The organism is Arenibacter sp. F20364 (assembly GCF_023015905.1).
Taxonomy (GTDB): domain Bacteria; phylum Bacteroidota; class Bacteroidia; order Flavobacteriales; family Flavobacteriaceae; genus Arenibacter.
On sequence record NZ_JALKBD010000011.1, the window covers coordinates 88,881 to 108,794 of the forward strand.

20 protein-coding genes are annotated in these 19,914 nt (G+C 39.1%); 8 read left to right on the forward strand and 12 right to left on the reverse strand.

Annotated elements, in window-relative coordinates; all coding sequences use genetic code 11:
- Window positions 1–407 precede the first annotated feature (407 nt).
- Together MWU84_RS11090 and MWU84_RS11095 are read left to right on the forward strand one after the other, a co-directional pair.
- Window positions 408–1,142, forward strand: coding sequence for a LytTR family DNA-binding domain-containing protein (locus MWU84_RS11090; RefSeq protein ID WP_072859978.1), 735 nt, complete (start codon window positions 408–410; stop codon window positions 1,140–1,142).
- 9 nt (window positions 1,143–1,151) lie between these two features.
- On the forward strand, window positions 1,152–3,131 hold the full coding sequence (locus MWU84_RS11095; protein ID WP_246901548.1) for a tetratricopeptide repeat protein: 1,980 nt from the start codon (window positions 1,152–1,154) through the stop codon (window positions 3,129–3,131).
- Here MWU84_RS11095 and MWU84_RS11100 read toward each other — a convergent pair.
- The gene (locus tag MWU84_RS11100) at window positions 3,121–3,693 is read right to left on the reverse strand and encodes a DUF3109 family protein (protein ID WP_246901549.1); all 573 of its coding nucleotides are present in this window, start codon (window positions 3,691–3,693) and stop codon (window positions 3,121–3,123) included. The two genes, MWU84_RS11095 and MWU84_RS11100, sit on opposite strands and share 11 nt — an antisense overlap.
- Before the next feature lie 151 nt (window positions 3,694–3,844).
- Between MWU84_RS11100 and MWU84_RS11105 the strand changes: the two genes are divergently transcribed.
- Window positions 3,845–4,423, forward strand: coding sequence for a MarC family protein (locus tag MWU84_RS11105; protein ID WP_246901550.1), 579 nt, complete (start codon window positions 3,845–3,847; stop codon window positions 4,421–4,423).
- Between the two features lie 20 nt (window positions 4,424–4,443).
- Window positions 4,444–4,650: a hypothetical protein gene (locus MWU84_RS11110; RefSeq protein ID WP_246901551.1), complete on the forward strand. Its 207-nt coding sequence runs from the start codon at window positions 4,444–4,446 to the stop codon at window positions 4,648–4,650.
- Here the strand turns inward: MWU84_RS11110 and MWU84_RS11115 are convergent.
- The 4 genes from MWU84_RS11115 to MWU84_RS11130 form a co-directional block, all read right to left on the reverse strand.
- The gene (locus MWU84_RS11115; RefSeq protein WP_246901552.1) at window positions 4,647–6,272 is read right to left on the reverse strand and encodes a S41 family peptidase; all 1,626 of its coding nucleotides are present in this window, start codon (window positions 6,270–6,272) and stop codon (window positions 4,647–4,649) included. The genes MWU84_RS11110 and MWU84_RS11115 overlap by 4 nt on opposite strands.
- A 15-nt stretch (window positions 6,273–6,287) precedes the next feature.
- Entirely contained in the window at window positions 6,288–6,722 is a 435-nt protein-coding gene (locus MWU84_RS11120) for a dCMP deaminase family protein (protein WP_246901553.1), read from the reverse strand.
- Window positions 6,723–6,930: 208 nt separating this feature from the next.
- Window positions 6,931–7,515: a HupE/UreJ family protein gene (locus MWU84_RS11125; protein WP_246901554.1), complete on the reverse strand. Its 585-nt coding sequence runs from the start codon at window positions 7,513–7,515 to the stop codon at window positions 6,931–6,933.
- A 33-nt stretch (window positions 7,516–7,548) separates the two neighbouring features.
- Window positions 7,549–8,286 (reverse strand): TerB family tellurite resistance protein, encoded by a 738-nt coding sequence (locus tag MWU84_RS11130; RefSeq protein WP_246901555.1) that lies wholly within the window; start codon window positions 8,284–8,286, stop codon window positions 7,549–7,551.
- Between the two features lie 137 nt (window positions 8,287–8,423).
- On the opposite strand from MWU84_RS11130, the gene MWU84_RS11135 reads away from it, so the two are divergent.
- The 3 genes from MWU84_RS11135 to MWU84_RS11145 all read left to right on the forward strand — a co-directional run bounded on the left by MWU84_RS11135 (window position 8,424) and on the right by MWU84_RS11145 (window position 10,306).
- Window positions 8,424–8,834: a BrxA/BrxB family bacilliredoxin gene (locus tag MWU84_RS11135; protein WP_246901556.1), complete on the forward strand. Its 411-nt coding sequence runs from the start codon at window positions 8,424–8,426 to the stop codon at window positions 8,832–8,834.
- Window positions 8,835–8,915: 81 nt separating this feature from the next.
- On the forward strand, window positions 8,916–9,653 hold the full coding sequence (locus MWU84_RS11140) for a lysophospholipid acyltransferase family protein (RefSeq protein WP_246901557.1): 738 nt from the start codon (window positions 8,916–8,918) through the stop codon (window positions 9,651–9,653).
- Window positions 9,650–10,306: an HD domain-containing protein gene (locus tag MWU84_RS11145; protein ID WP_246901558.1), complete on the forward strand. Its 657-nt coding sequence runs from the start codon at window positions 9,650–9,652 to the stop codon at window positions 10,304–10,306. The genes MWU84_RS11140 and MWU84_RS11145 overlap by 4 nt, the downstream gene beginning before the upstream one ends.
- A gap of 349 nt (window positions 10,307–10,655) precedes the next feature.
- Here MWU84_RS11145 and MWU84_RS11150 read toward each other — a convergent pair whose 3' ends face one another.
- The 5 genes from MWU84_RS11150 to MWU84_RS11170 form a co-directional block, all read right to left on the reverse strand.
- Window positions 10,656–11,729, reverse strand: a complete 1,074-nt coding sequence (locus MWU84_RS11150; RefSeq protein ID WP_246901559.1) for a PA0069 family radical SAM protein — start codon at window positions 11,727–11,729, stop codon at window positions 10,656–10,658.
- A gap of 111 nt (window positions 11,730–11,840) precedes the next feature.
- The gene (locus MWU84_RS11155) at window positions 11,841–13,412 is read right to left on the reverse strand and encodes a hypothetical protein (protein ID WP_246901560.1); all 1,572 of its coding nucleotides are present in this window, start codon (window positions 13,410–13,412) and stop codon (window positions 11,841–11,843) included.
- A 23-nt stretch (window positions 13,413–13,435) separates the two neighbouring features.
- On the reverse strand, window positions 13,436–14,218 hold the full coding sequence (locus MWU84_RS11160) for an enoyl-CoA hydratase-related protein (RefSeq protein ID WP_246901561.1): 783 nt from the start codon (window positions 14,216–14,218) through the stop codon (window positions 13,436–13,438).
- A gap of 84 nt (window positions 14,219–14,302) precedes the next feature.
- Window positions 14,303–15,709 (reverse strand): ATP-binding protein, encoded by a 1,407-nt coding sequence (locus MWU84_RS11165; protein ID WP_246901623.1) that lies wholly within the window; start codon window positions 15,707–15,709, stop codon window positions 14,303–14,305.
- Window positions 15,710–15,825: 116 nt separating this feature from the next.
- On the reverse strand, window positions 15,826–16,377 hold the full coding sequence (locus tag MWU84_RS11170) for a CopD family protein (RefSeq protein ID WP_246901562.1): 552 nt from the start codon (window positions 16,375–16,377) through the stop codon (window positions 15,826–15,828).
- Window positions 16,378–16,602: 225 nt separating this feature from the next.
- Between MWU84_RS11170 and MWU84_RS11175 the strand changes: the two genes are divergently transcribed.
- Complete coding sequence (locus tag MWU84_RS11175) at window positions 16,603–17,382, forward strand: tryptophan-rich sensory protein (RefSeq protein ID WP_246901563.1); 780 nt, start codon at window positions 16,603–16,605, stop codon at window positions 17,380–17,382.
- A 53-nt stretch (window positions 17,383–17,435) separates the two neighbouring features.
- On the opposite strand, the gene MWU84_RS11180 is transcribed toward MWU84_RS11175, so the two are convergent.
- Window positions 17,436–18,818 carry an MATE family efflux transporter gene (locus MWU84_RS11180; RefSeq protein WP_246901564.1) on the reverse strand — a complete coding sequence of 461 codons (1,383 nt, stop codon included), beginning with the start codon at window positions 18,816–18,818 and terminating at the stop codon, window positions 17,436–17,438.
- On the reverse strand, window positions 18,818–19,849 hold the full coding sequence (hemH, locus tag MWU84_RS11185) for a ferrochelatase (RefSeq protein WP_246901565.1): 1,032 nt from the start codon (window positions 19,847–19,849) through the stop codon (window positions 18,818–18,820). The genes MWU84_RS11180 and hemH overlap by 1 nt, the downstream gene beginning before the upstream one ends.
- Window positions 19,850–19,914: the final 65 nt, after the last annotated feature.

The window sequence follows — 19,914 nt, forward strand, 5'->3', positions numbered from 1 at the left end:
TCTTGGGACGTAGCGCTCTTATTGTCGGTAATGACAGCTACAACAAGGACTAAAACTAAAACGATAAAAAACATTATACATTTGTTCATCACTTGGGTTTTGGCACTATATGTTAAACATAATCCCCTATTTAAGGAAATATTTGGTGAATCAAATGTATGTGAAATGCAAGAGCATAAACACCGTAATTGTGTAAATGGTAAAAATTCCTGTATGAATGACATCGGTTTAATTCAAGAGTCATACAATTCCATTCCTTCCTAAAAAGGCATCGGGCCATACCGCAGTTGGTGAAAGGTCCAATCTTAATCCAATAACCACCAACCATACTTAATTCAATTCCATTGACACAAAATATTAAAAGCATAACGAACAATATTTTTAATTTTGAGTATCTTTCCTTAAATATGTTAGAAGCAGTTTTAGTAGACGACGAAATTAAAGCCCTACAGAGTCTTTCTTGGGAGCTGACCAATTTTAGTGATGAGATTAAAGTGGTCGCCTCCTTTACGGATCCTTTTGAGGCGTTAAAATATTTGGAGCAATATCCTCCGGATTGCTTGTTCCTAGATATTGAAATGCCCACGATGGATGGATTTCAATTTATTCAGAAGTTACAGAACAAGGAGTTTCCAGTGGTCATCACCACTGCCTATAACCAATATGCGATAAAGGCTCTTAAGAACGAAGCGATAGATTATCTTCTAAAGCCCATAGATACAGATGATTTAAATGCCACCATAGCCAAAATAAAAAAGTTCAACAGCAAAAACTATACTGCGGAAAAGCTGGAGAAGATTTTGTTAAAATTCAATTCCGATTCACTTCAAAAGAAAATTACGATCAATACAGATGGGAAATTATTATTTTTACAGAGTGATGAAATTCTATTTGCGGAATCCGACGGCAATTACAGTACGTTGTTTTTAAGTGATGGACAAAAAATTTTGCTTACCAAGAAATTAAAGGAGGTAAATCAAATACTGCCAAAGGACACTTTTTTTAGAATTCACAATTCCTTTATCATCAACCTAAACAAAATAAAGGAGTTTCTTAAAACAGATGGATACGTAATTTTACAGTCCAACCATAAAATACCTGTTTCAAGACAAAAAAAGTCCGACTTTCTAGATTTAATATAGTCTATCATTATGAATTTTCCCTCCTTATTATTTTCTATCTTTTGTCGACTTCAATTCTTAAATAAGGTTAGTTCCTTTTTTTTTTTAGTTTTTGCCACTCTTTCCCATTCCAACGCCAATTCACAAGTCGTTTCAGAAGAATTTAAAAGAATAACGGACAGCCTAATACAAGCAAGGCCAACAACCTATGAAGGACTGGATTCCGTGCTGAATCCCAAAAGAACGGATACCATTTATATGCGCTATTTCAATAAGGAGGCGGCAATAAAGCAATACCCCATAGGACAATCCTACGCCCTTAACCAGCTTGGAAGAAAATATAGGGATATTTCCAATTACCCCAAGGCCGTTGAACTCCATGAAAAGGCTTTAGAGGCCGCCTTGGAAGCTAACAACTTAGAATTCCGGGTCTATAGTTTAAATATGTTGGGCGTAGTCTATAGAAGAAGTGACGCCATTAAAATTGCCTTGGATTACCATCAGGAAGCTTTGGAATTGGCCGAAACCGTGAACAATCCTTCCAATGATCTTAAAAAAAGTATCAATGTATCCCTAAACAGCATCGGTAACCTTTATTTAATCTTAAAACAATACGATATAGCCATTGCCCAATTTAAAAGGGCAATGGCTTCTGCCAAAGAGCTTGGCAATAAGTTAGGCCTTGCCATTAATTATCAAAATATTGGGGAATGCTTGGAATACAAAGGTGAATTGGAAGAGGCCCTTCACTACTACAGGACCTCTTTGGATTACAATAATGAAATTGACAGCGATAAGGGCAGGGTTATATGTAAGAATAGTATTGCCCAGATCTACATAAAGCAAAACAAACTAACACAGGCATTGGAAATTCTTGATCCCACCCTATTGGCAGCGGAATCCTTAGGGGATATGTCCATTATTGCTGCCATTAACATCAATATGGGCTGGGCACTGATGGAACTGAAACAATATAGTAAATCTGAAAAATACCTAGTTGCGGGATTGGAAATGTCTCAAAAACACCATCTGCCTAGTTATATTGCCCATGGGTATAATTATTTATCCAAATTGTACACTTACAAGGGCGATTACAAGAATGCTTTGGAGTACTACCAAATGGCGGAAAAGTTTAACGAAGAAATTAATAGTGAAGTCAATCGCCGTTATATCAACGATTTGATCATAAAATACGAAACTGAAAAAAAAACCAATCAAATAGAGGCCTTGGCAAGGGAAAACGAATTTATGAACCTTCGGCTTCGCAAAAAAACAAATACCTTAATTATTGGAGCATTGGGGATGGCCCTTTTAACTTTTATCCTTTATATACTTTATCGCCAAAAAGAGCTAAAAAATGAAAAGCAGATACTCACACTGGAGCAAAGTATGTTGCGCAGCCAGATGAACCCCCATTTTTTATTCAATTCCCTAAATTCAATTAAACTATATATCATTAACAATGAAAAGAAGAATGCGGTGCACTACCTTAATAAATTTTCCAAATTGGTACGCAAAATTCTTGAAGCTTCCTCATTAAAAGAAATATCCCTGGCCGATGAACTGGAGACTATAGACCTATACATGAACATTGAAAATATTAGATTTTCGCACGAGATAAATTTTACGGTGCGCGTAGACGACCCCATAGACGAACATACGGTTAAGATTCCTTCGTTGATACTACAGCCTTTTCTGGAAAATGCCCTTTGGCACGGACTTTCCTCAAAAGATGGAGAAAAGAAAATTCATCTTCATGTAACCCGGGAAAATGAAAAATTCATACAAATAAGTATAACGGACAACGGTGTTGGCCGGGATGCCTCCGAAAGAATAAAGGAAAGTAAGATTTTGAAGCGAAAGTCCATTGGAATCGATATTACCAAGGAAAGGTTGGCCAATTTCTCCAAGGACTTTGAAAATTCCTTTCAGGTAGAAATAATAGACTTGTACGATTCCAATAAGGTAGCCTTGGGCACCAAAGTGGTCTTACATATCCCTACCCATTAGTATGCTCTAGTGCAATTTGCTCCAACTCCGCATACCATTTTTTGCCAAACTTGCGAATCAAGGCCTCCTTTACAAATTTGTAAATTGGCACCTTAAGCTCATTGCCCAAGGAACAGGCAGGGTCGCAGATTTCCCATTTATGATAGTTCACTGCAGTAAGTTCGGAATACTCGCGCACCCGTATGGGGTACAAATGACAGGACACCGGCTTTTTCCAATTGGTAGCCCCATTATTATAAGCCTCTTCCAGGCCACATTTGGTAATACCTTTCTCATCAAAAATGACATAGGCACATTCACTGCCATTTACCAAAGGTGTTTCCCATTCTCCATCCTCACCACGAATAAAGGCACCTTGCTTTTCTATTTCAACAATACCTTCAGGGCGTAAAAAGGGCTTTACCTTGCTATAGATATCTACCAAAATCTCCGTTTCCTTATCTTCAAGGGGTGCCCCGGCTTCCCCATCAACACAACATGCCCCTTTACAAGCATTTAAATTACAAACGAAATCGTTCTCAATAATTTCCTCCGATACTATTGTTTTTCCCAGTTGGAACATACCATTTTATTAGGCAGCAAATATAATTCTTTAAGGGATATATTTTCCTTTAAATAAATCCAAATACCCCTAATTAAACGTAAATTTGCCGCGTCTTAGCACGAAAAGGCGAAACAAGTATGTTAGAAACTAGGATAATATTTTTTTAGTTATGGAGTTCAATTTTAATTTTAGGGAAATAATTACAGCGAGTATGGTTCTTTTTGCTGTAATAGATATTATAGGAAGCGTTCCCATCATAATAAGTCTAAGGAACAAAGTAGGACATATCCAATCGGGCAAAGCATCTATTGTTTCGGCCTGCATTATGGTGGCCTTTTTGTTCGTTGGGGAAGAAATCCTAAATTTAATAGGGATCGATGTCAACTCTTTTGCCGTTGCAGGTTCTTTTGTAATCTTCTTTTTGGCCATAGAAATGGTATTGGGTGTCACCCTTTATAGGGACGACCAACCCGAAAGCGCCTCTATAGTGCCCATAGCCTTTCCCCTTATTGCCGGTGCGGGTACCGTAACCACCTTACTCTCATTAAGGGCCGAATACTACGTAGAGAATATCATTATCGCCATTATAATAAATGTTATTTTTGTATACTTTGTCCTAAAATCCTCCAGAAGAATAGAGCGTATTTTAGGTAAAAACGGACTTAATGTAATCCGAAAAATATTTGGTGTTATTCTTTTGGCCATAGCAGTTAAGCTGTTTACCTCAAATATCAACCAGTTATTTTAATCTTTAAAACAAAAGATCAGATGAACAAAATTTTAATAGTAGTACTCATTGTACTGGGATTGGGCCTTATAGCCTATAATGTGACCTTGGTAGATTTTAAGGACCCTTTTCAGGGAAATAGTATAATAGCCTTAATAGGAATAGTGGCTGCCTTATGTGCCATAGCCCTATTATTGATTTACAGTACGTCCAAAAAGATCCAGAAAAAAATTGAACAAGAAGATTAGTTTGTAGCTTCTATTCTATTGGCCTCCTTTTGCCTTATTGTTGGTTTGTCCAATTCCAACACTTTCTTCAACATATCATCCCCGCCACTTTTTATTTCGGCATAGGCATTTGGGTCGAACAACTGTTCTGCCAAGGTTGCCTTTATGTATAATTTTATCCTTTCCTCAAAAGCATAAAAGTCCAATTTAATATTTCTCGCCAGACAATAATCTATAAATAACTCAAAAAGGATATCATCTACCCTAAAGTTATTTATGAACTCCTCTTTGGAATACCCTTTATATTGAGCCCTGTTCCCATCCAAATGCTCAAACACAAAATAGGACAAGAAGCCCAAACTTTCCATGCTCTCAAAATATTCCGATTCATTGCTTCCTATGGGCACAAAAACATCCGGGATAATACCTCCCCCTCCATAAACCACCTTACCTTTAGGGGTTTTAAACTTTAGCGAGTCGGCCACTTTGATACTGTCTACCGAAATTAGTTCCCCACTATGAAAACGGTCCGTAAATTTCTGATAATAGTCCTTATTGCCCTTGTCGTAAGATTTCTGAATGGAACGGCCAGTTGGGGTATAATATCGAGATACCGTTAAGCGAACGGCAGAGCCGTCACCCAAATCCATTTCACGCTGTACCAAACCTTTCCCAAAAGACCTGCGCCCCACAATAGTGCCTATATCATTATCCTGTAGGGATCCGGCTATGATCTCGCTGGCAGAAGCAGAACGCTCATTAATTAAAACATACACGGGTTTATCCTCAAAATCCCCTTTTTTGGTGGCAAATATTTTATCGATCTTACCTTTCTTGTTTTTCGTGAACAAAATCAATTTTCCGTCGGCCAGAAATTCATCCGCCATTTGTTCGGCAATCCCTAGATAACCACCGGGGTTGTCCCTTAGATCCAAGGTTAATTTCTTTGCCCCTTGGGCCTCCAATTTCCTTAAGGCCGCCTTAAACTCTTTGTAAGTAGATTCGGCAAAGCGATTGACCTTTATGTAACCCATATCCTTGGTAAGCATATAATAAGCCTCCACACTTTTTATAGGAACTACATCCCGTTTAATATTTACACTGAAGGTCCTATTGTCGTCCTTTCTATAAACCTGCAATCTTACCGGGGAACCTTTTTCTCCCTTAAGTTTTTCCACAACCAGATTGTTAGGGATGTTCTCACCAAATAAAGTATCATTGTCAGCCATTAATATTCGATCCCCAGCCTGCAGCCCCTTAAGAAAACTTGGCCCATCCTCTATAGTCCTAATTACGGAAATGGTATCTTTATACATATAAAAATTAACCCCTATCCCCACAAAATCACCTTTCATATTCTCAGAGACCTTGTCCATCTCCTGTTTCGGAATATATACCGAATGTGGATCCAATTTCTCCAGAATGTTGTTTACGGTAACATCAACAATACTATCCGTATTGATGTCATCCACGTACTCATAATCAATATAATCTATTAACCTATTAAGCTTGTCCTTTTTGGAGTTGGTCGTAAAAAGTTTCTCAGGTGAATCGTTAAAATTCAATTTTCCACCCACAAAAATACCCGCAGCCAAAGCTAGGGCAATTATTGTAGGCCATATGTAGGAAACTTTTCTCTTCATGATTCAAAATCGTATTTATACATTCACTATGACCGGCAGGTGAACGAGCTGAACTCCAGCTTTTTCAAGAAATTGCAAACCAGAGTTGTCTTTATAAGCTGTCTGATATACTACACGTTTTATGCCAGACTGATGTATTAATTTACTACATTCCTTACAAGGCGACAAAGTTATGTATAATGTAGCGCCTTCACAGGATTGGGTGGAAGAGGCGACCTTGGATATGGCATTGGCTTCGGCATGAAGTACATACCATTTGGTATATCCTTCTTCGTCCTCACAAATATTTTCAAAACCTGTTGGAGTCCCATTGTAACCATCCGAAATAATCATTCTATCCTTGACAATAATGGCCCCAACCTGTTTACGCTTGCAAAAGGAGAGTTTGCCCCATTCACTAGCCATTCGTAAGTACGCCTTGTCGTACTTTTCCTGTTTACGTTCCTTCATCCGATAATTTTTCCCATTTCTTATGGGCCTTTTTCCTCGTAAAATATCACTAAACCCCTTAGTAGCTCCCCACTAGTTTGTTTTTACAAAGGTAAGGGAACTTTTTATTGAAAATATTAGCGAATAGGGAATAAAATAACTTTTCCGTACTAAGATAGCTCCTCCCCACAACCCATACAATCCTAAAAGGTTAAGATTTAACCAAATCCTACCAAGGAAACGTATTAAACAACATAGGTATTGTAATACATAGGATAATAATGGACATTAGCTGCGTAAAAAGGGATTGCTTCTCCACGAATAGTGATCTAAAAATATAATTGGCGCACAAAACAGCAACTAGAATTAATATTTGAGATAACTCGATCCCTGCCGCAAAACCAAGTAATGGTGAAATTTTCTCCTCTTCCCCGGCCATCAACATCTTAAAGTAATTGGAGAACCCAAAACCATGAATTAGGCCAAAAAAAGCTGTAGCTACACTGTATAGTACCATATTCCTGGTTTCCGCAGGCTTATTAAAATGGAATAAATTGTGGATTGCCGTAAAGAAAATAGTAACAGGGATAAGAAATTCTATTACTCCAACGTCAACCTCCACTATTCCATAAACCGAGAGGGCCAGGGAAATGCAATGTGCAATGGTAAAAATAGTAGCGAGCACCAATACTTTTTTCCAATTTGCAAAGGTAAAGGGTACCGCCAAGGCCGCCAAGAACAGGATATGGTCATAGGCATTCAAATCCAAAACATGCTCCAAACCCATCTGAACGTAAAACCAAAAACCTCCCATTGTGCTGAATAAAATTTAAATTGATTGCTTCTTCTAAATACCTCTTTCCTGTTGAATAATCTCGTAGGCCTTTTGAACTTCCTTAAACTTTTCCTCGGCCCCTTTCTTAATAGCTTCGTTTTCGGTATTTACCCTATCTGGATGATACTTTTTGGCCATGGTCCTATAGGCCTTTTTAACCTCCTCGTCCGTTACAGATTTTTCAATTTCTAAAATTTTATAGGCATTATCCGCTGATTTGACGAACATGGCCTTAATACTTTCAAAATCGATCCGACTTACCCTAAAATATCTGGCAATCTCCGAAATCTTATCTATTTCCGCCGGCCTCAAACTTCCATCTGCCTGGGCTATGCCAAATAAAAAATGTAATAATTGAAGCCTAACTTCATATCTAGTTCTTTGATTTAGGTAGTTGCAGATACGCTCAGCCGAGACTTCCCTTTTTTTAACAACCTCATTAAAAGTCCTAAAAATAGCATTTGCCTTATCCTTCCCATAGGTGCTTACGAAATATCGTCTAACATAATCCATCTCGGTCTGGCTAGCGGAACCATCTGCTTTAATAACAATGGAACAAAGCGAAAGCAAATTAATCTCAAAATCGGCTGGAGAAACATTTTGCTGGGTGATATCCCTGAAAACAGAACGCCCTCCGCCACCGCCAGAGCTTTTTAAATTATCGAAAAAGCTACCAATAATAAATCCCAGTATAGCCCCTGGAAATCTAAAGACATAATATCCTAAAATTGCGGCAAACCATTTAATCATCCTTATTCCAAATTTTGGCAAAGATATAATTTTAAGGTACAACAGAAGGTCTAATGAAAAGTTAAGGTATTTCGTTAGGATAGTCTAAAATGGTTATCTTTGAAAACTTTATTAATAATCGAATAAAAAATAATACTATGTATCCTGCGGAATTAGTAAAACCTATGAGACAAGACTTGGCAGTTGCCGGTTTTGAAGAATTATATACGGCCGATGCGGTTGAAAATGCAATAAGTAAAAAAGGAACTACTCTGGTAGTAGTCAATTCGGTTTGTGGCTGTGCTGCAGCCAATGCAAGACCTGCTGCCAAAATGAGCCTTCAGAATGCCAAAAAACCAAATCATTTGGTTACTGTTTTTGCGGGTGTAGATACCGAGGCAGTTAATGCTGCCAGGAATGCCATGATTCCTTTTCCACCGTCTTCGCCTAGTATGGCCTTGTTTAAGGACGGGGAACTAGTTCATATGATAGAACGTCATCATATTGAAGGTAGGCCTGCAGAGGTAATTGCAGAAAATTTAATGGAAGCTTACAACGAATTTTGTTAATGCGGGCTTGCCCCATTAATATTCGGTAAATATTCTTGAATGAAACCGCTTTGTAAAAGAGCGGTTTTTTATTTTTGTAGCATGCAAAAAGTATTGGCACTTCCCTTGTCGGCCCTTTACCTCATATTATTTGGGTCAACATTGCTCCTGTTCCACCCCGTTCAATGGGTTTGCTTCAATTGGTTTGGCTATAATGCCCACAGAAAAAGTGTGGCCCTGTTAAACCTCTGCCTATTGCGATGCACCCATGTACTGGGCACACGTTATTCTTTTAACAACCCACAGGACATACCGACAGATAGACCCGCAATTATAGTGCTCAACCATCAAAGCATGCACGATATTCCTCCTGTAATTTGGTATATGCGGAATCATCATCCCAAGTTTGTTAGTAAAATGGAATTGGGCAAAGGAATCCCCAGTGTATCCTATAACTTAAGACATGGCGGGTCTGTGCTCATAAACAGAAAGGACAGTAGGCAGTCATTGACCGAAATTGCAAAACTGGGGGTTTATATTGAAAAATATAATCGTTCGGCCGTGATATTCCCTGAAGGTACCAGAAGTAAGACCGGTCTACCTAAAAAATTCCATACTACCGGATTAAAGGTCCTTTTAAAAAAGGCTCCTTCCGCTCTAATAATCCCAATAAGCATCAACAATTCCTGGAAAATGTTAAGATATGGCAAATTTCCCTACGGAATAGGGAATCACATCACTTTTGACGTGCATAAACCATTGGAAAACACAGGAGATGTGGACGTACTTATTGAAAACATAGAAACTACCATAACCAGCGCCATAACTCCATCTGTATGAGCAACACCCAAATCATTGAAGAAACCATTGCTTTCGTCAAGGAAACGCTGAAAGGAGCCGAGGGTGGACACGATTGGTTTCATATCCAACGCGTTTTTAAGAACACCTTGCTGATAGCAAAAGATGAAAAGGTAGATGTACTTGTGGTTAGTCTAGGATCACTTTTACACGATATTGCGGATGCCAAGTTTAATGGGGGAGACGAATCCGTTGGTCCCAAGATGGCCTATGAATTTTTAACTTCCTTAGAAGTAGATAAAAAGACAATACACCATGTGGTAAAAATTATCGAAAACATCTCCTATAAATCCAGTTTGGAATCAAAAAAGCGTTTTACTTCCAAAGAACTTGAGGTGGTACAGGATGCCGATCGTTTAGATGCTATTGGCGCCATTGGAATAGCCCGTGCCTTCAACTATGGCGGATTTAAGAATAGGGAACTCTATAACCCCGAAATTGCCCCCAACCTAAAAATGACGAAGGAGGAATATAAAAAATCCAAGGCACCTACCATTAATCATTTTTATGAGAAATTACTGCTCCTAAAAGACAAAATGAATACGGAATCTGGTAAAAAACTGGCCGAAAAAAGGCATCAATTTATGTTGGAATTTTTGGAGCAATTCTACAAGGAATGGAACGGCAATGCCTAATATGCAGCGTAAATTCTCTTCGATATAATTAAATTACCCGTAGGTTTAGGCTTGACTGAACACTATACCCAAGCTTGTTTTCAATACTTCCTCCAAGAATATTAAAAACCATGTGTTAAAATAACGTGAGTTCTAATTATATTTAATTGTTAATGAGTTATTTATGATAATTTTCTCCGGTCGAGCCTAGCTACCGCCAGGCAGGCGCATCCCGATGGTTATCGGGAGAGACCTCAATTTAAAGATATAACTGTCAAAAATACCTCTCGACTCCGGTCGAGGGGACAATAGCCATTTTTTAATTTACACGAAATTAATGTCTTGCAATTATTTTTATTTTAAACTCGCGCTAAAATAACTTTAACTGGCCATCCTTATATTCCTCGTACAAGCTCGTATTAAGTTCTGGAAAGGTTTTGTCCCTAAAATACTTTTGGCGTGCCAATTGGGCCATATCCTTAATTTGTTGGGCTATTTTACCCTCGCCCCTGTTGCGGATACCAAAGCGACTGTCATTTAAAGTTCCCCCATGGCAATCCGCTATCTGCTGCAATACTTTATTGGCCCGGTCTGGCAGGGTCTTTTTTATCCAATCCTCAAAGATTTGGCCAATGGCCCCGTTCAACCTTACCACGGTGAACCCAAAGGAAAGAGCCCCTGCATCTGATACGGCCTTGGCCAAATTAAGTATTTCATGACTGTTTATCCCAGGAATTATGGGAGCCAACATGGCATTGACAGGAATATTATTCTCGGACAAGATGCGAATGGCCTCCATTCTCTTTTTAATCGTGGCCGTCCTTGGCTCCAAGATGCGCCTGGTATCTTCCGATAAAGAGGTTACGGAAATGTTTAACCCTATCAAATTCTCTTCCGCCAATTGGTGCAGGATATCGAGATCCCTTAGAACCAAAACATTCTTGGTAATTATCCCCACAGGGTGACGGTATTTTAAAAACACTTCCAAACAGGCCCTTGTAATCTTAAATTGCTGTTCCGCTGGTTGATAACAATCCGTATTCCCAGATAGTACAATGGTAGCAGCCTTCCATTTTTTGCTTTTCAATTTGGCTTCCAATAAGGCAGGAGCATCCTTCTTGACCAAAATTTTTCGTTCAAAATCTAGTCCGGCGCTATACCCCCAATATTCGTGTGAATTCCGGGCATAACAATAGATACAACCGTGTTCACAACCCTGGTATGGATTCATGGAATAGTTCATGCCCACATCGGGACTATTTACCTTGTTCACTACGGTTTTAGGAAAAATGGGTAGGTACTGTGTCTTATTATGGTCCGATATTTCCCCTTCGAGGCGACAAAATTCCAAAAAATCATCCCTTAATTCATTGGAAAATTCGGCAAACCTATTGTCTGTATTCTTCTGGGCACCTCTACCCTTTATAAAATTCTTCTCGTGCAAAATAATGGATTTAATCCAAATTTATGGATTATTTCCATTACACGTAAACTTAAAGCTGTTAAATAACGGACTTTTCTAAGCCATTGCTAAAATTGGTCAACAGAAAAGCATCTATCTACCTGGGTCGGTAATTTCAACTTTGACCAATTGCTTTTTAGATCCCCTTTTGGCGTAATAAAGCATATTGCTGTTTTCTTTGTCTATTAGTGGCATGGAAACCATTAACGGAAGTCGTGCCTCATGGTCATCTATCACTTTTTCATAGCTTATCTTCCCATCCTTGTCCAACTGTATCATAAACACATTTCTGTTGCGACTTAAGCCCTGTCTAAAAATCAACCGCTCACCGCTCAGCAACTGCGGGTTTTCCGAAGCCGTGCTTATCAAGTAATAGGTGTTTTCGCCATTGCCACAGGAGCTATAGGAGGCATATGCTCCATCCCCCTGGGTCACCTCGGATTTGTTAATGTTCCTAGCCCAGATGATATCTCCTTCAGCACTTAATTTGGCACTGACAATATCGTTGTAATGAAACCTTTCAATCTTTACCCTGGAACCGGTTGGATCTTGCTGGACACTGGAGGTAACAAAATATTCCTCGGCATTAAAAAGAATGGAATTATCCTTGGTGACACTAACATCTTTGAAGACTAAATTCTTAATCTCTATATCGTCTTCCCTTCCAAACTTGTCCGCCATAAATTGTTGTGAGAACGGATTGTATTTTTTAACCGTGATCCCTAGGGAGTTCTTGTCTAGTTCAAAATAGGCCAAACCATTATATCTATTGTCCTTTCTGTCCGCATAAAATCCAACACATACCAATTTACCATTGATAATAATGGGTTTTAGGGCTTCAGAAAATTTGCCAGGATCATCAAAAGTCTGTGTAATAGCCTCGTTCTTCGCTACCTTTAGTAATTCGTATTGAAATTTGCGTTCCGTAGCCGCGAAGCGCTTCTTTTTATAATAAGCCTTACCTACCAGATATACTTGGTTCAGGTCTTTTGAAGTAACCATGTTTTCAAAAGCATAATTTTTTTCCTCTATTTCCGCAGAAAAATCGTATTCAATAAGTTTGTTCAAACTACTGTTAAAGAGATAGACAAAGTGTTTTTCATCCCTACCCTTTTTAAAGTGGGTACTAATGGCAAAAGCCGACTTATCTTCATTAAGAAAAGCAGTGGTAGTAAAACCTGATGAAAAATTCCTCTTGTAGTAATTATGGTCCAAGGGCTCGTTTACCTGTTGGGAGGGAATGGAAAGAATAGTCTCCACGGTAAAATTAAAATTGTCCAAAGGACTTCTATGTACCACATAATCATAAGACCCCTTACCCGCATTGTATTCCAACAACAATATATTGAGTTGTCCGTTCTTAACAAAGGCATTTACAAAATCAAGGTCCTTTAGTTTGTAATTATATTCACTTACCAGCTCTAAATCCTTATTGTAACGTTCAATATAATATCCCCTGGGCTTTAAGATTATTCCCGTGTAATAGGAACGCACCAAAATAGAACCTCCCATTCCGTCATCTGAAATTTCCAATAGGTTGGAATATTTATACCTATCGTTATATTTATCTCCAAAGCTATATTTTACTGGCAACTCCTGCCCTTGGGCAATGAAGAAAAAACAAAAAAACAAAAATGGCAACCCAAGATTTTTCCCGATTTTCATAACAAACTATTTAGGGCTTCCTTCTAAGCACCTGGAAAATTGGCCTTTCTTTTTTCCAAAAAAGCAGTGGTACCTTCCTTAAAATCCGAAGTACCAAAACAACTGCCAAAAGCCTCTATTTCCGCTTTGAACCCGTTAATACTATTGTTAAAACCAGCATTTACCGCTTTTATTGCATAACTAATCGCTACCGGTGAATTATTCGATATCTTACCAGCAAATTTCATACAAAGGTCCATAAGATGTTCCTGTTCAACCACATAGTTCACCAAACCAAACTCCAATGCTTTGGCGGCATCGATCATGCTAGCGGTTAGGATCATTTCCATGGCCCTGCCCCTACCGATAAGCTGCGGTAGTCTCTGTGTACCCCCATATCCTGGTATAACCCCCAAGGAAACTTCTGGAAGTCCCATCCTGGCATTATGGCTGGCTACCCTAAAATGACAGGCCATGGCCAATTCCAAGCCACCCCCCAAGGCAAATCCGTTAACAGCGGCTATAACCGGGGTGGATAGGTTTTCTACAAAATCGAACAATTGTTTGTGACCTTTTGATGCCAGTTTCCCACCTTCCTTCTCAGAAAAATTGGCAAACTCGGAAATATCGGCCCCTGCCACGAACGCCTTTTCTCCACTGCCTGTTAAAATGATGACCTTTACATTTTTATCTTTCTCCAAATCCTTAAATGCGTAGTGCAACTCTTCAATGGTTGCCTTGTTAAGTGCATTTAATTTGGTTGGCCTATCTATTGTGATAATGGCCGTGTTTCCTTCTGAAGTAATAAGTAAATTTTTGAATTGCATTTATATAAATTTAAATTTCCCTGATAATGTTTACATATTCAGTACTGACTATATTTTCCGATCATGCCAATCTATTTCTTGAGCCTATGCAATAGGAAATCGAATGGTAAAAACAGTGCCTTTATTAGGTTCGGAAGTAAAGTTGATGGTTCCTTTATAGGTTTCCACAATATTTTTGACCATCCCAAGGCCAAGTCCCATGCCGCTAGTTTTGGTGGTGAACTTAGGTTCGAACACCTTGTCCTTTGATTCCATTGAAATTCCCATACCATTATCCTCTACAGTCAACTTCACAAAATCCCCGTCTTTGGTGACAGTAACCAAAACATTGGGAGCATCAACATTTACAATAGCCTGAGTGGCATTTTTTACTAGATTGGTAACTACCCTTATTAATTGTGTCCGATCCAATTTGGCTATTATTTCTTCTTCGTCCGAGGAAAAATGAATATAGTTCTCATCAAAAATATCCACCGCCATTTTTACGATCTTCACTACATTTAAGGTCTCGTTCTGCTGGGCCGGCATATTGGCAAAGTTAGAAAATGCAGAGGCGATACTACTCATTGTATCAATCTGCTGAATCAATGTTTTTGAATATTCCGAAACCTTTTTTGTAATGTCCGGGTCATTAGGATCGAACTTGCGCTCAAAATTCTGCACACTTAAACGCATGGGCGTAAGCGGATTTTTGATTTCATGGGCCACCTGCTTGGCCATTTCCCGCCAGGCCTGCTCCCTTTCCCCTTTGGCCAATTTTGCAGCACTTATTTCCAGCTCATCTATCATTTCGTTATAGGAGGTAATCAATTTCCCAATTTCCTCACTTGGATTCTCCACAATAATCTTTTCGTTCCGTTTAGTTAGATCGGTCTGATTTAATCTGTCCGAAATGGTTTGCAAAGACCTGGTAATATATTTGGAAATAAAATAGGCAAGGCCAATGGCCAAGAGCATCAACAACAAATATGCTCCTGTTAGCCTTAATAGTATTTCCTTTAATTCCTTATCATTAAAGGAATTGTCTTCAAAATAAGGTAGGTTTAAAATCCCAACATGTTTAAACCTTTTGTCATCGATATAGGTATAGGATGCTTGGTAATTATAGCCTGCGGCCGATTTTTGTTCCACGTACCTTTTGGTGGGCGTGGCAGCCAAGTTGTTCAACACCTCCGCATCCAAACAGGTAGAAATGGAATCTACTTCGAACTTGGGTCTGGAACTTTTAATCAACTGGCCCTGAAGATCATAAATATTAAAATTTATATTCTGCACCAAGGCGATCTCATATATTTCATCGCGAAATATATTGCCCAAATTTTCCGTAGTTACGGGATAGGTGGTTTTTTGTAGTACTAGATCTATACTCTGTTTTATCTGCTCCTCCTTACGTTCCATACGTTCGGCATGGTAATCCCTGTTTTGCTCACTGTATTGGTAAATGGTCACCGATGCAATTAAAACAAACGCAATCACCACCCAAAAAATCATGGAGATAAAAATTCGGGAACGCAAAGAAATGTTTCTCAACAACTGAAATCTATTTTAAATCTTAAAGTTAACAATTATCACGCCAAAAAGGATATCGATTTAAAGCGAAATGGCACTTAAGCCTCTGGATTTTTTTCGCGGATCCGCTTGTAGAGCCTTATCCCCAACATTAAAAGCACTCCCAGTACAATGATGCCGACAACACCAAAAATCCAATTAAAGGTCCCTTTTAAAATCACCAAAAATACCACTGCAAAAAGAATTAAGGTAGCCCCTTCGTTCCATATGCGCATAAATTTTGATGTGTATTTCACCTCATCCCTTTGCAACTGTTTAAATATTTGATGATTTTTTAGATGATAGGCAATTAACAAAACCACAAAGGCAAGTTTAATGTGCATCCACGGCTGTTGCAACCAGGCGGGATACAAGATCAACAACCAAATAGCGAAAAAAGTAGCTAAAAAGGCCGAAGGCCAGGTAATAATAAACCACAATCTCTTGGTCATCAACTTTAGTTGGTGGGTAAGGATTTCCCTCTCTGGCGGGGGTTTTTGATCGGCCTCAATATGATAGATAAATAAACGGGGGATATAGAACAATCCCGCAAACCAAGTAACAACAAAAATGAGGTGAAGGGCTTTAATATAATTGTAATAGTCGGTCATACAATGTCTATTGTATCCGTAAAGATAGTAGACGGATTTCTGAAAAACTAATCTTTGGTATCCATACTGATTTATGGCCCTAATACAAGGGTCAACGCCAAGTAATAAATATCCCAATTTCATTCACTTTCCAAAAATGTGCTCCGTCTTTGCTACGATTAAATTGAGATTAATTTTTAGAGCAATAGGATTTTATTACCTGCAAAAGTTGCGTAACTTGAGGAAATGCAAAAGAAATTATCCATAACAAACCTACTCTCGGTGATTATGGTCATTGCCGTAAATTATATGTCACAAGCTGTCCGCATAAACGATATCACCATAGGTGCATTAAGCCAACGGTATACCAATCTCTTCACCCCTGCCAGCTATGCATTTGCCATTTGGGGCCTAATCTTTTTAGGCTTATTGGCCTATGCCCTATTTCAAATTAAAGTTGTTTTTTTTGATAAGAAAGAACTTGCACACATTGAACAAACCGGATATTGGTTTGCCCTTGCCAATGTTTTGAATGGGCTGTGGGTGATAACCTTTGCCTATGAATATATGGGCTTAACCGTTATTATTATGGTGGGTATTTTGATCGCCTTACTTAAAATCATTATCAATACCAATATGGAACGATGGGATGCCCCCAAAGAAATAATTGCCTTTTCCTGGTGGCCAATATGTCTTTACAGCGGTTGGATTACGGTTGCCATGATAGCCAACATTGCCCTTTATCTCACCAAAATAGGATGGAATGGTGGGTTTCTATCCGAAGTGCAATGGACCATTGTGCTCATGGTAGTGGCCACTTTGATAAATCTGCTCATCATTTACAAAAGAAACATGCGTGAATTTGCGGCTGTTGGGGTATGGGCATTGTTTGCCATCTATATTCGACACAGGGACGGTTTGGAAATACTGGCATATACGGCATTGGCGTGTAGTGCTCTCCTGTTATCCGTAATAATATTTCATGGATATAGCAATAGGAAATCCAACCCCTTTTTTAAGCTTTGAATTAATTAAAACCCGGATTATTATATTGTTGTTATTTTAGTCGTAGCCTCTAATCAGTTTTCCACCAAAGTAGCCCGAATCTCTTTCCTTAAAAAATAACCCGTTACCATCGTGGCCAGCACATCTGCTATGGGAAAGGAAATCCACACCCCAAGCTCGCCCAAGTAATTGGGCAAAATTAAAATGAGCGGTATAAAAAAGAAGCCTTGTCGACTCAAGGTCAACAATAGCGCAGGTACCGCCTTCCCAATGGCCTGAAAATAAGCTGCACCAATCAATTGAACGGCTATAATGGGCGTTGCAGCGAAGACCCAGCGCATGGCAGAGGGGGTGTGTTCCAGAACATATGAATTCATGGCCAGTTCTGAGGCCGACATATCTGGCTGGTTACTTAAAAACAAGGCGGCAATCTCAGCAGGAAAAATCATGAGCCCTACAAAAACAATAAACGCCAGGCCAGCGGCATAGAGGATGGCAGTATTGATCGATTCTCGTACCCTTTGGTATTTTTTAGCACCATAATTAAAACCTGCAATGGGCAGAAATCCTTGTGTAACCCCAAAAACAGGGAACAGGGCAAACATCAGCATCCTAGCAATAATGGCATAAACGGCAATCATAGCCTCGCCCCCCAAACCAAAGAGGATATTGTTCATCAACAAATAAATTAAGCTTATTACGGCCTGCCTGGACAAGGTAACAAAACCCAAAGCCCCAATTTCCTTTAAGATTGGACGATCAAATCCAAAATGGGACCAATTCAATTTAAGTTCGGAATTTCTCGAAAGAAAAAAATATAGGATATAGGCAAAACAAAGAAAATACCCAATGGTGGTGGCCCAAGCTGCCCCTTCCATTCCCCAATCAAAAACATAGATAAAGATATAATCCATTAATAGATTGCCCACCGAGGGAATTATCATGGCATTCATGGCAAATCTAGGCTTGCCTTCCGCCCTAATTACGGTATTCCCCATCATGCATAGGGCCAAAAATGGAACCCCGTATAGCACAATGATATAATATATCTTTGCAGGTCCAAAAATATCCCCTTTGCCACCAAAGGCCGGAATAAGGCTATTTACATAATACAGCCCCAAAATCACCATAACAATGGTAACCAGAAGTGTCAGGCTAATTTGATTTCCAAAGGTTTTTAAGGCCTTTTCCTTATTGTTTTCACCCAAGGCACGTGAAATAATACTGGAACCTCCAATACCAATGGCCATACCAAGGGCCGCTATAAAAAAGGAAACCGGAAGTACTACATTGATGGCCGCAATGGCTATGGAACCGATCCAGTTACCGACAAAAATGGAATCGACCAGAACGTTAAGTGACATGACCAAAATACCTATTGAAGCCGGTACCGCCTGTTTTACCAGCAATTTCCCTATAGGTTCTCTACCCAACTGTTCTGAGGAAACCTTGGCCATTACGCAGGAAGGGTTTCCTTACTCTGCCAATCCCCGATCCACTTTACCATTAAATTCACCCATGCCTCGTTATCGTTAAGACAGGGAATATGCTTATAATCTTCCCCTCCAGCTTCCTGGAACTGATGTTTGCCTTCCATGGCAATCTCTTCCAAGGTTTCCAAACAATCCGCAACAAAGGCCGGAGTAATTACCGCCAAACGCTTAATACCCTCTTTCCCAAAACGCTCAAATTCAAAATCGGTATAAGGCTTCAACCAAGGATCGTTCGGTAATCGCGACTGAAAGGAAAGACTTACCTTGTGATTGGAAAGACCGAGATTCTCCTTTACCTTTTCGGTCATCTCGTAACATTGATGACGATAACAGGTATGATGCGCCACCGAATTGGTCTTACAGCAGCTATCATTTATCTTGCAATGAAATTTTGTGGGATCGGATTTTGTTATATGTCTTTCTGGAATGCCGTGATATGAAAATAAAATATGATCATATTCAAAGTCCTTTAATCCTGCAGCAATACTTTCTGAAAGTACTTCGATATAATCTTCGTTATTATAGAACGCGGGTAGTGTTGTAATTTTAATTTTCGGGAAAAATTCTTCTTGTACCTCCATGGTCTTTACCACCACGGTTTCAAAAGAGGACATTGCATAGTGTGGATATAGCGGAACTAAGAGCACCTCATCTACCCCTTTTTCGGACAGCTCCTCGAGAGCGTTCTTAATAGTCATACTGCCATAACGCATACCCAAGGCCACCGGAATTTCACTTTGCTTTTTTACTTTGTCCGCAAATCTTTGGGAAATAACGATCAAGGGAGATCCCTCTTCCCACCATATCTTCTTATAGGCTTCGGCAGATTTCTTGGGTCTTGTTTGTAGAATAATCCCGCGAACTATAATATTCCTAAGCCAATTGGGAACATCAATAACTCTTTCGTCCATTAAAAATTCATCCAAATAAGGTTTAACATCCTTAGGTGTGGGACTATCCGGGGAACCCAAGTTTACCAACAAAACTCCTTTCATTCTTCCTTTTTTATTAATTTACGTACACAACAAAAATAACACTTGCGGAGCAACTATAATTTAAA

Coding starts and splice junctions, on each gene's coding strand:
- hemH (WP_246901565.1), bottom strand. CDS start 19,849: ATGAAAGGAGTTTTGTTGGTAAACTTGGGTTCCCCGGATAGTCCCACA.
- MWU84_RS11090 (WP_072859978.1), top strand. CDS start 408: ATGTTAGAAGCAGTTTTAGTAGACGACGAAATTAAAGCCCTACAGAGT.
- MWU84_RS11095 (WP_246901548.1), top strand. CDS start 1,152: ATGAATTTTCCCTCCTTATTATTTTCTATCTTTTGTCGACTTCAATTC.
- MWU84_RS11105 (WP_246901550.1), top strand. CDS start 3,845: ATGGAGTTCAATTTTAATTTTAGGGAAATAATTACAGCGAGTATGGTT.
- MWU84_RS11135 (WP_246901556.1), top strand. CDS start 8,424: ATGTATCCTGCGGAATTAGTAAAACCTATGAGACAAGACTTGGCAGTT.
- MWU84_RS11120 (WP_246901553.1), bottom strand. CDS start 6,722: ATGAAGGAACGTAAACAGGAAAAGTACGACAAGGCGTACTTACGAATG.
- MWU84_RS11115 (WP_246901552.1), bottom strand. CDS start 6,272: ATGAAGAGAAAAGTTTCCTACATATGGCCTACAATAATTGCCCTAGCT.
- MWU84_RS11165 (WP_246901623.1), bottom strand. CDS start 15,709: ATGATTTTTTGGGTGGTGATTGCGTTTGTTTTAATTGCATCGGTGACC.
- MWU84_RS11110 (WP_246901551.1), top strand. CDS start 4,444: ATGAACAAAATTTTAATAGTAGTACTCATTGTACTGGGATTGGGCCTT.
- MWU84_RS11170 (WP_246901562.1), bottom strand. CDS start 16,377: ATGACCGACTATTACAATTATATTAAAGCCCTTCACCTCATTTTTGTT.
- MWU84_RS11180 (WP_246901564.1), bottom strand. CDS start 18,818: ATGGCCAAGGTTTCCTCAGAACAGTTGGGTAGAGAACCTATAGGGAAA.
- MWU84_RS11155 (WP_246901560.1), bottom strand. CDS start 13,412: ATGAAAATCGGGAAAAATCTTGGGTTGCCATTTTTGTTTTTTTGTTTT.
- MWU84_RS11160 (WP_246901561.1), bottom strand. CDS start 14,218: ATGCAATTCAAAAATTTACTTATTACTTCAGAAGGAAACACGGCCATT.
- MWU84_RS11175 (WP_246901563.1), top strand. CDS start 16,603: ATGCAAAAGAAATTATCCATAACAAACCTACTCTCGGTGATTATGGTC.
- MWU84_RS11100 (WP_246901549.1), bottom strand. CDS start 3,693: ATGTTCCAACTGGGAAAAACAATAGTATCGGAGGAAATTATTGAGAAC.
- MWU84_RS11130 (WP_246901555.1), bottom strand. CDS start 8,286: ATGATTAAATGGTTTGCCGCAATTTTAGGATATTATGTCTTTAGATTT.
- MWU84_RS11140 (WP_246901557.1), top strand. CDS start 8,916: ATGCAAAAAGTATTGGCACTTCCCTTGTCGGCCCTTTACCTCATATTA.
- MWU84_RS11145 (WP_246901558.1), top strand. CDS start 9,650: ATGAGCAACACCCAAATCATTGAAGAAACCATTGCTTTCGTCAAGGAA.
- MWU84_RS11125 (WP_246901554.1), bottom strand. CDS start 7,515: ATGGGAGGTTTTTGGTTTTACGTTCAGATGGGTTTGGAGCATGTTTTG.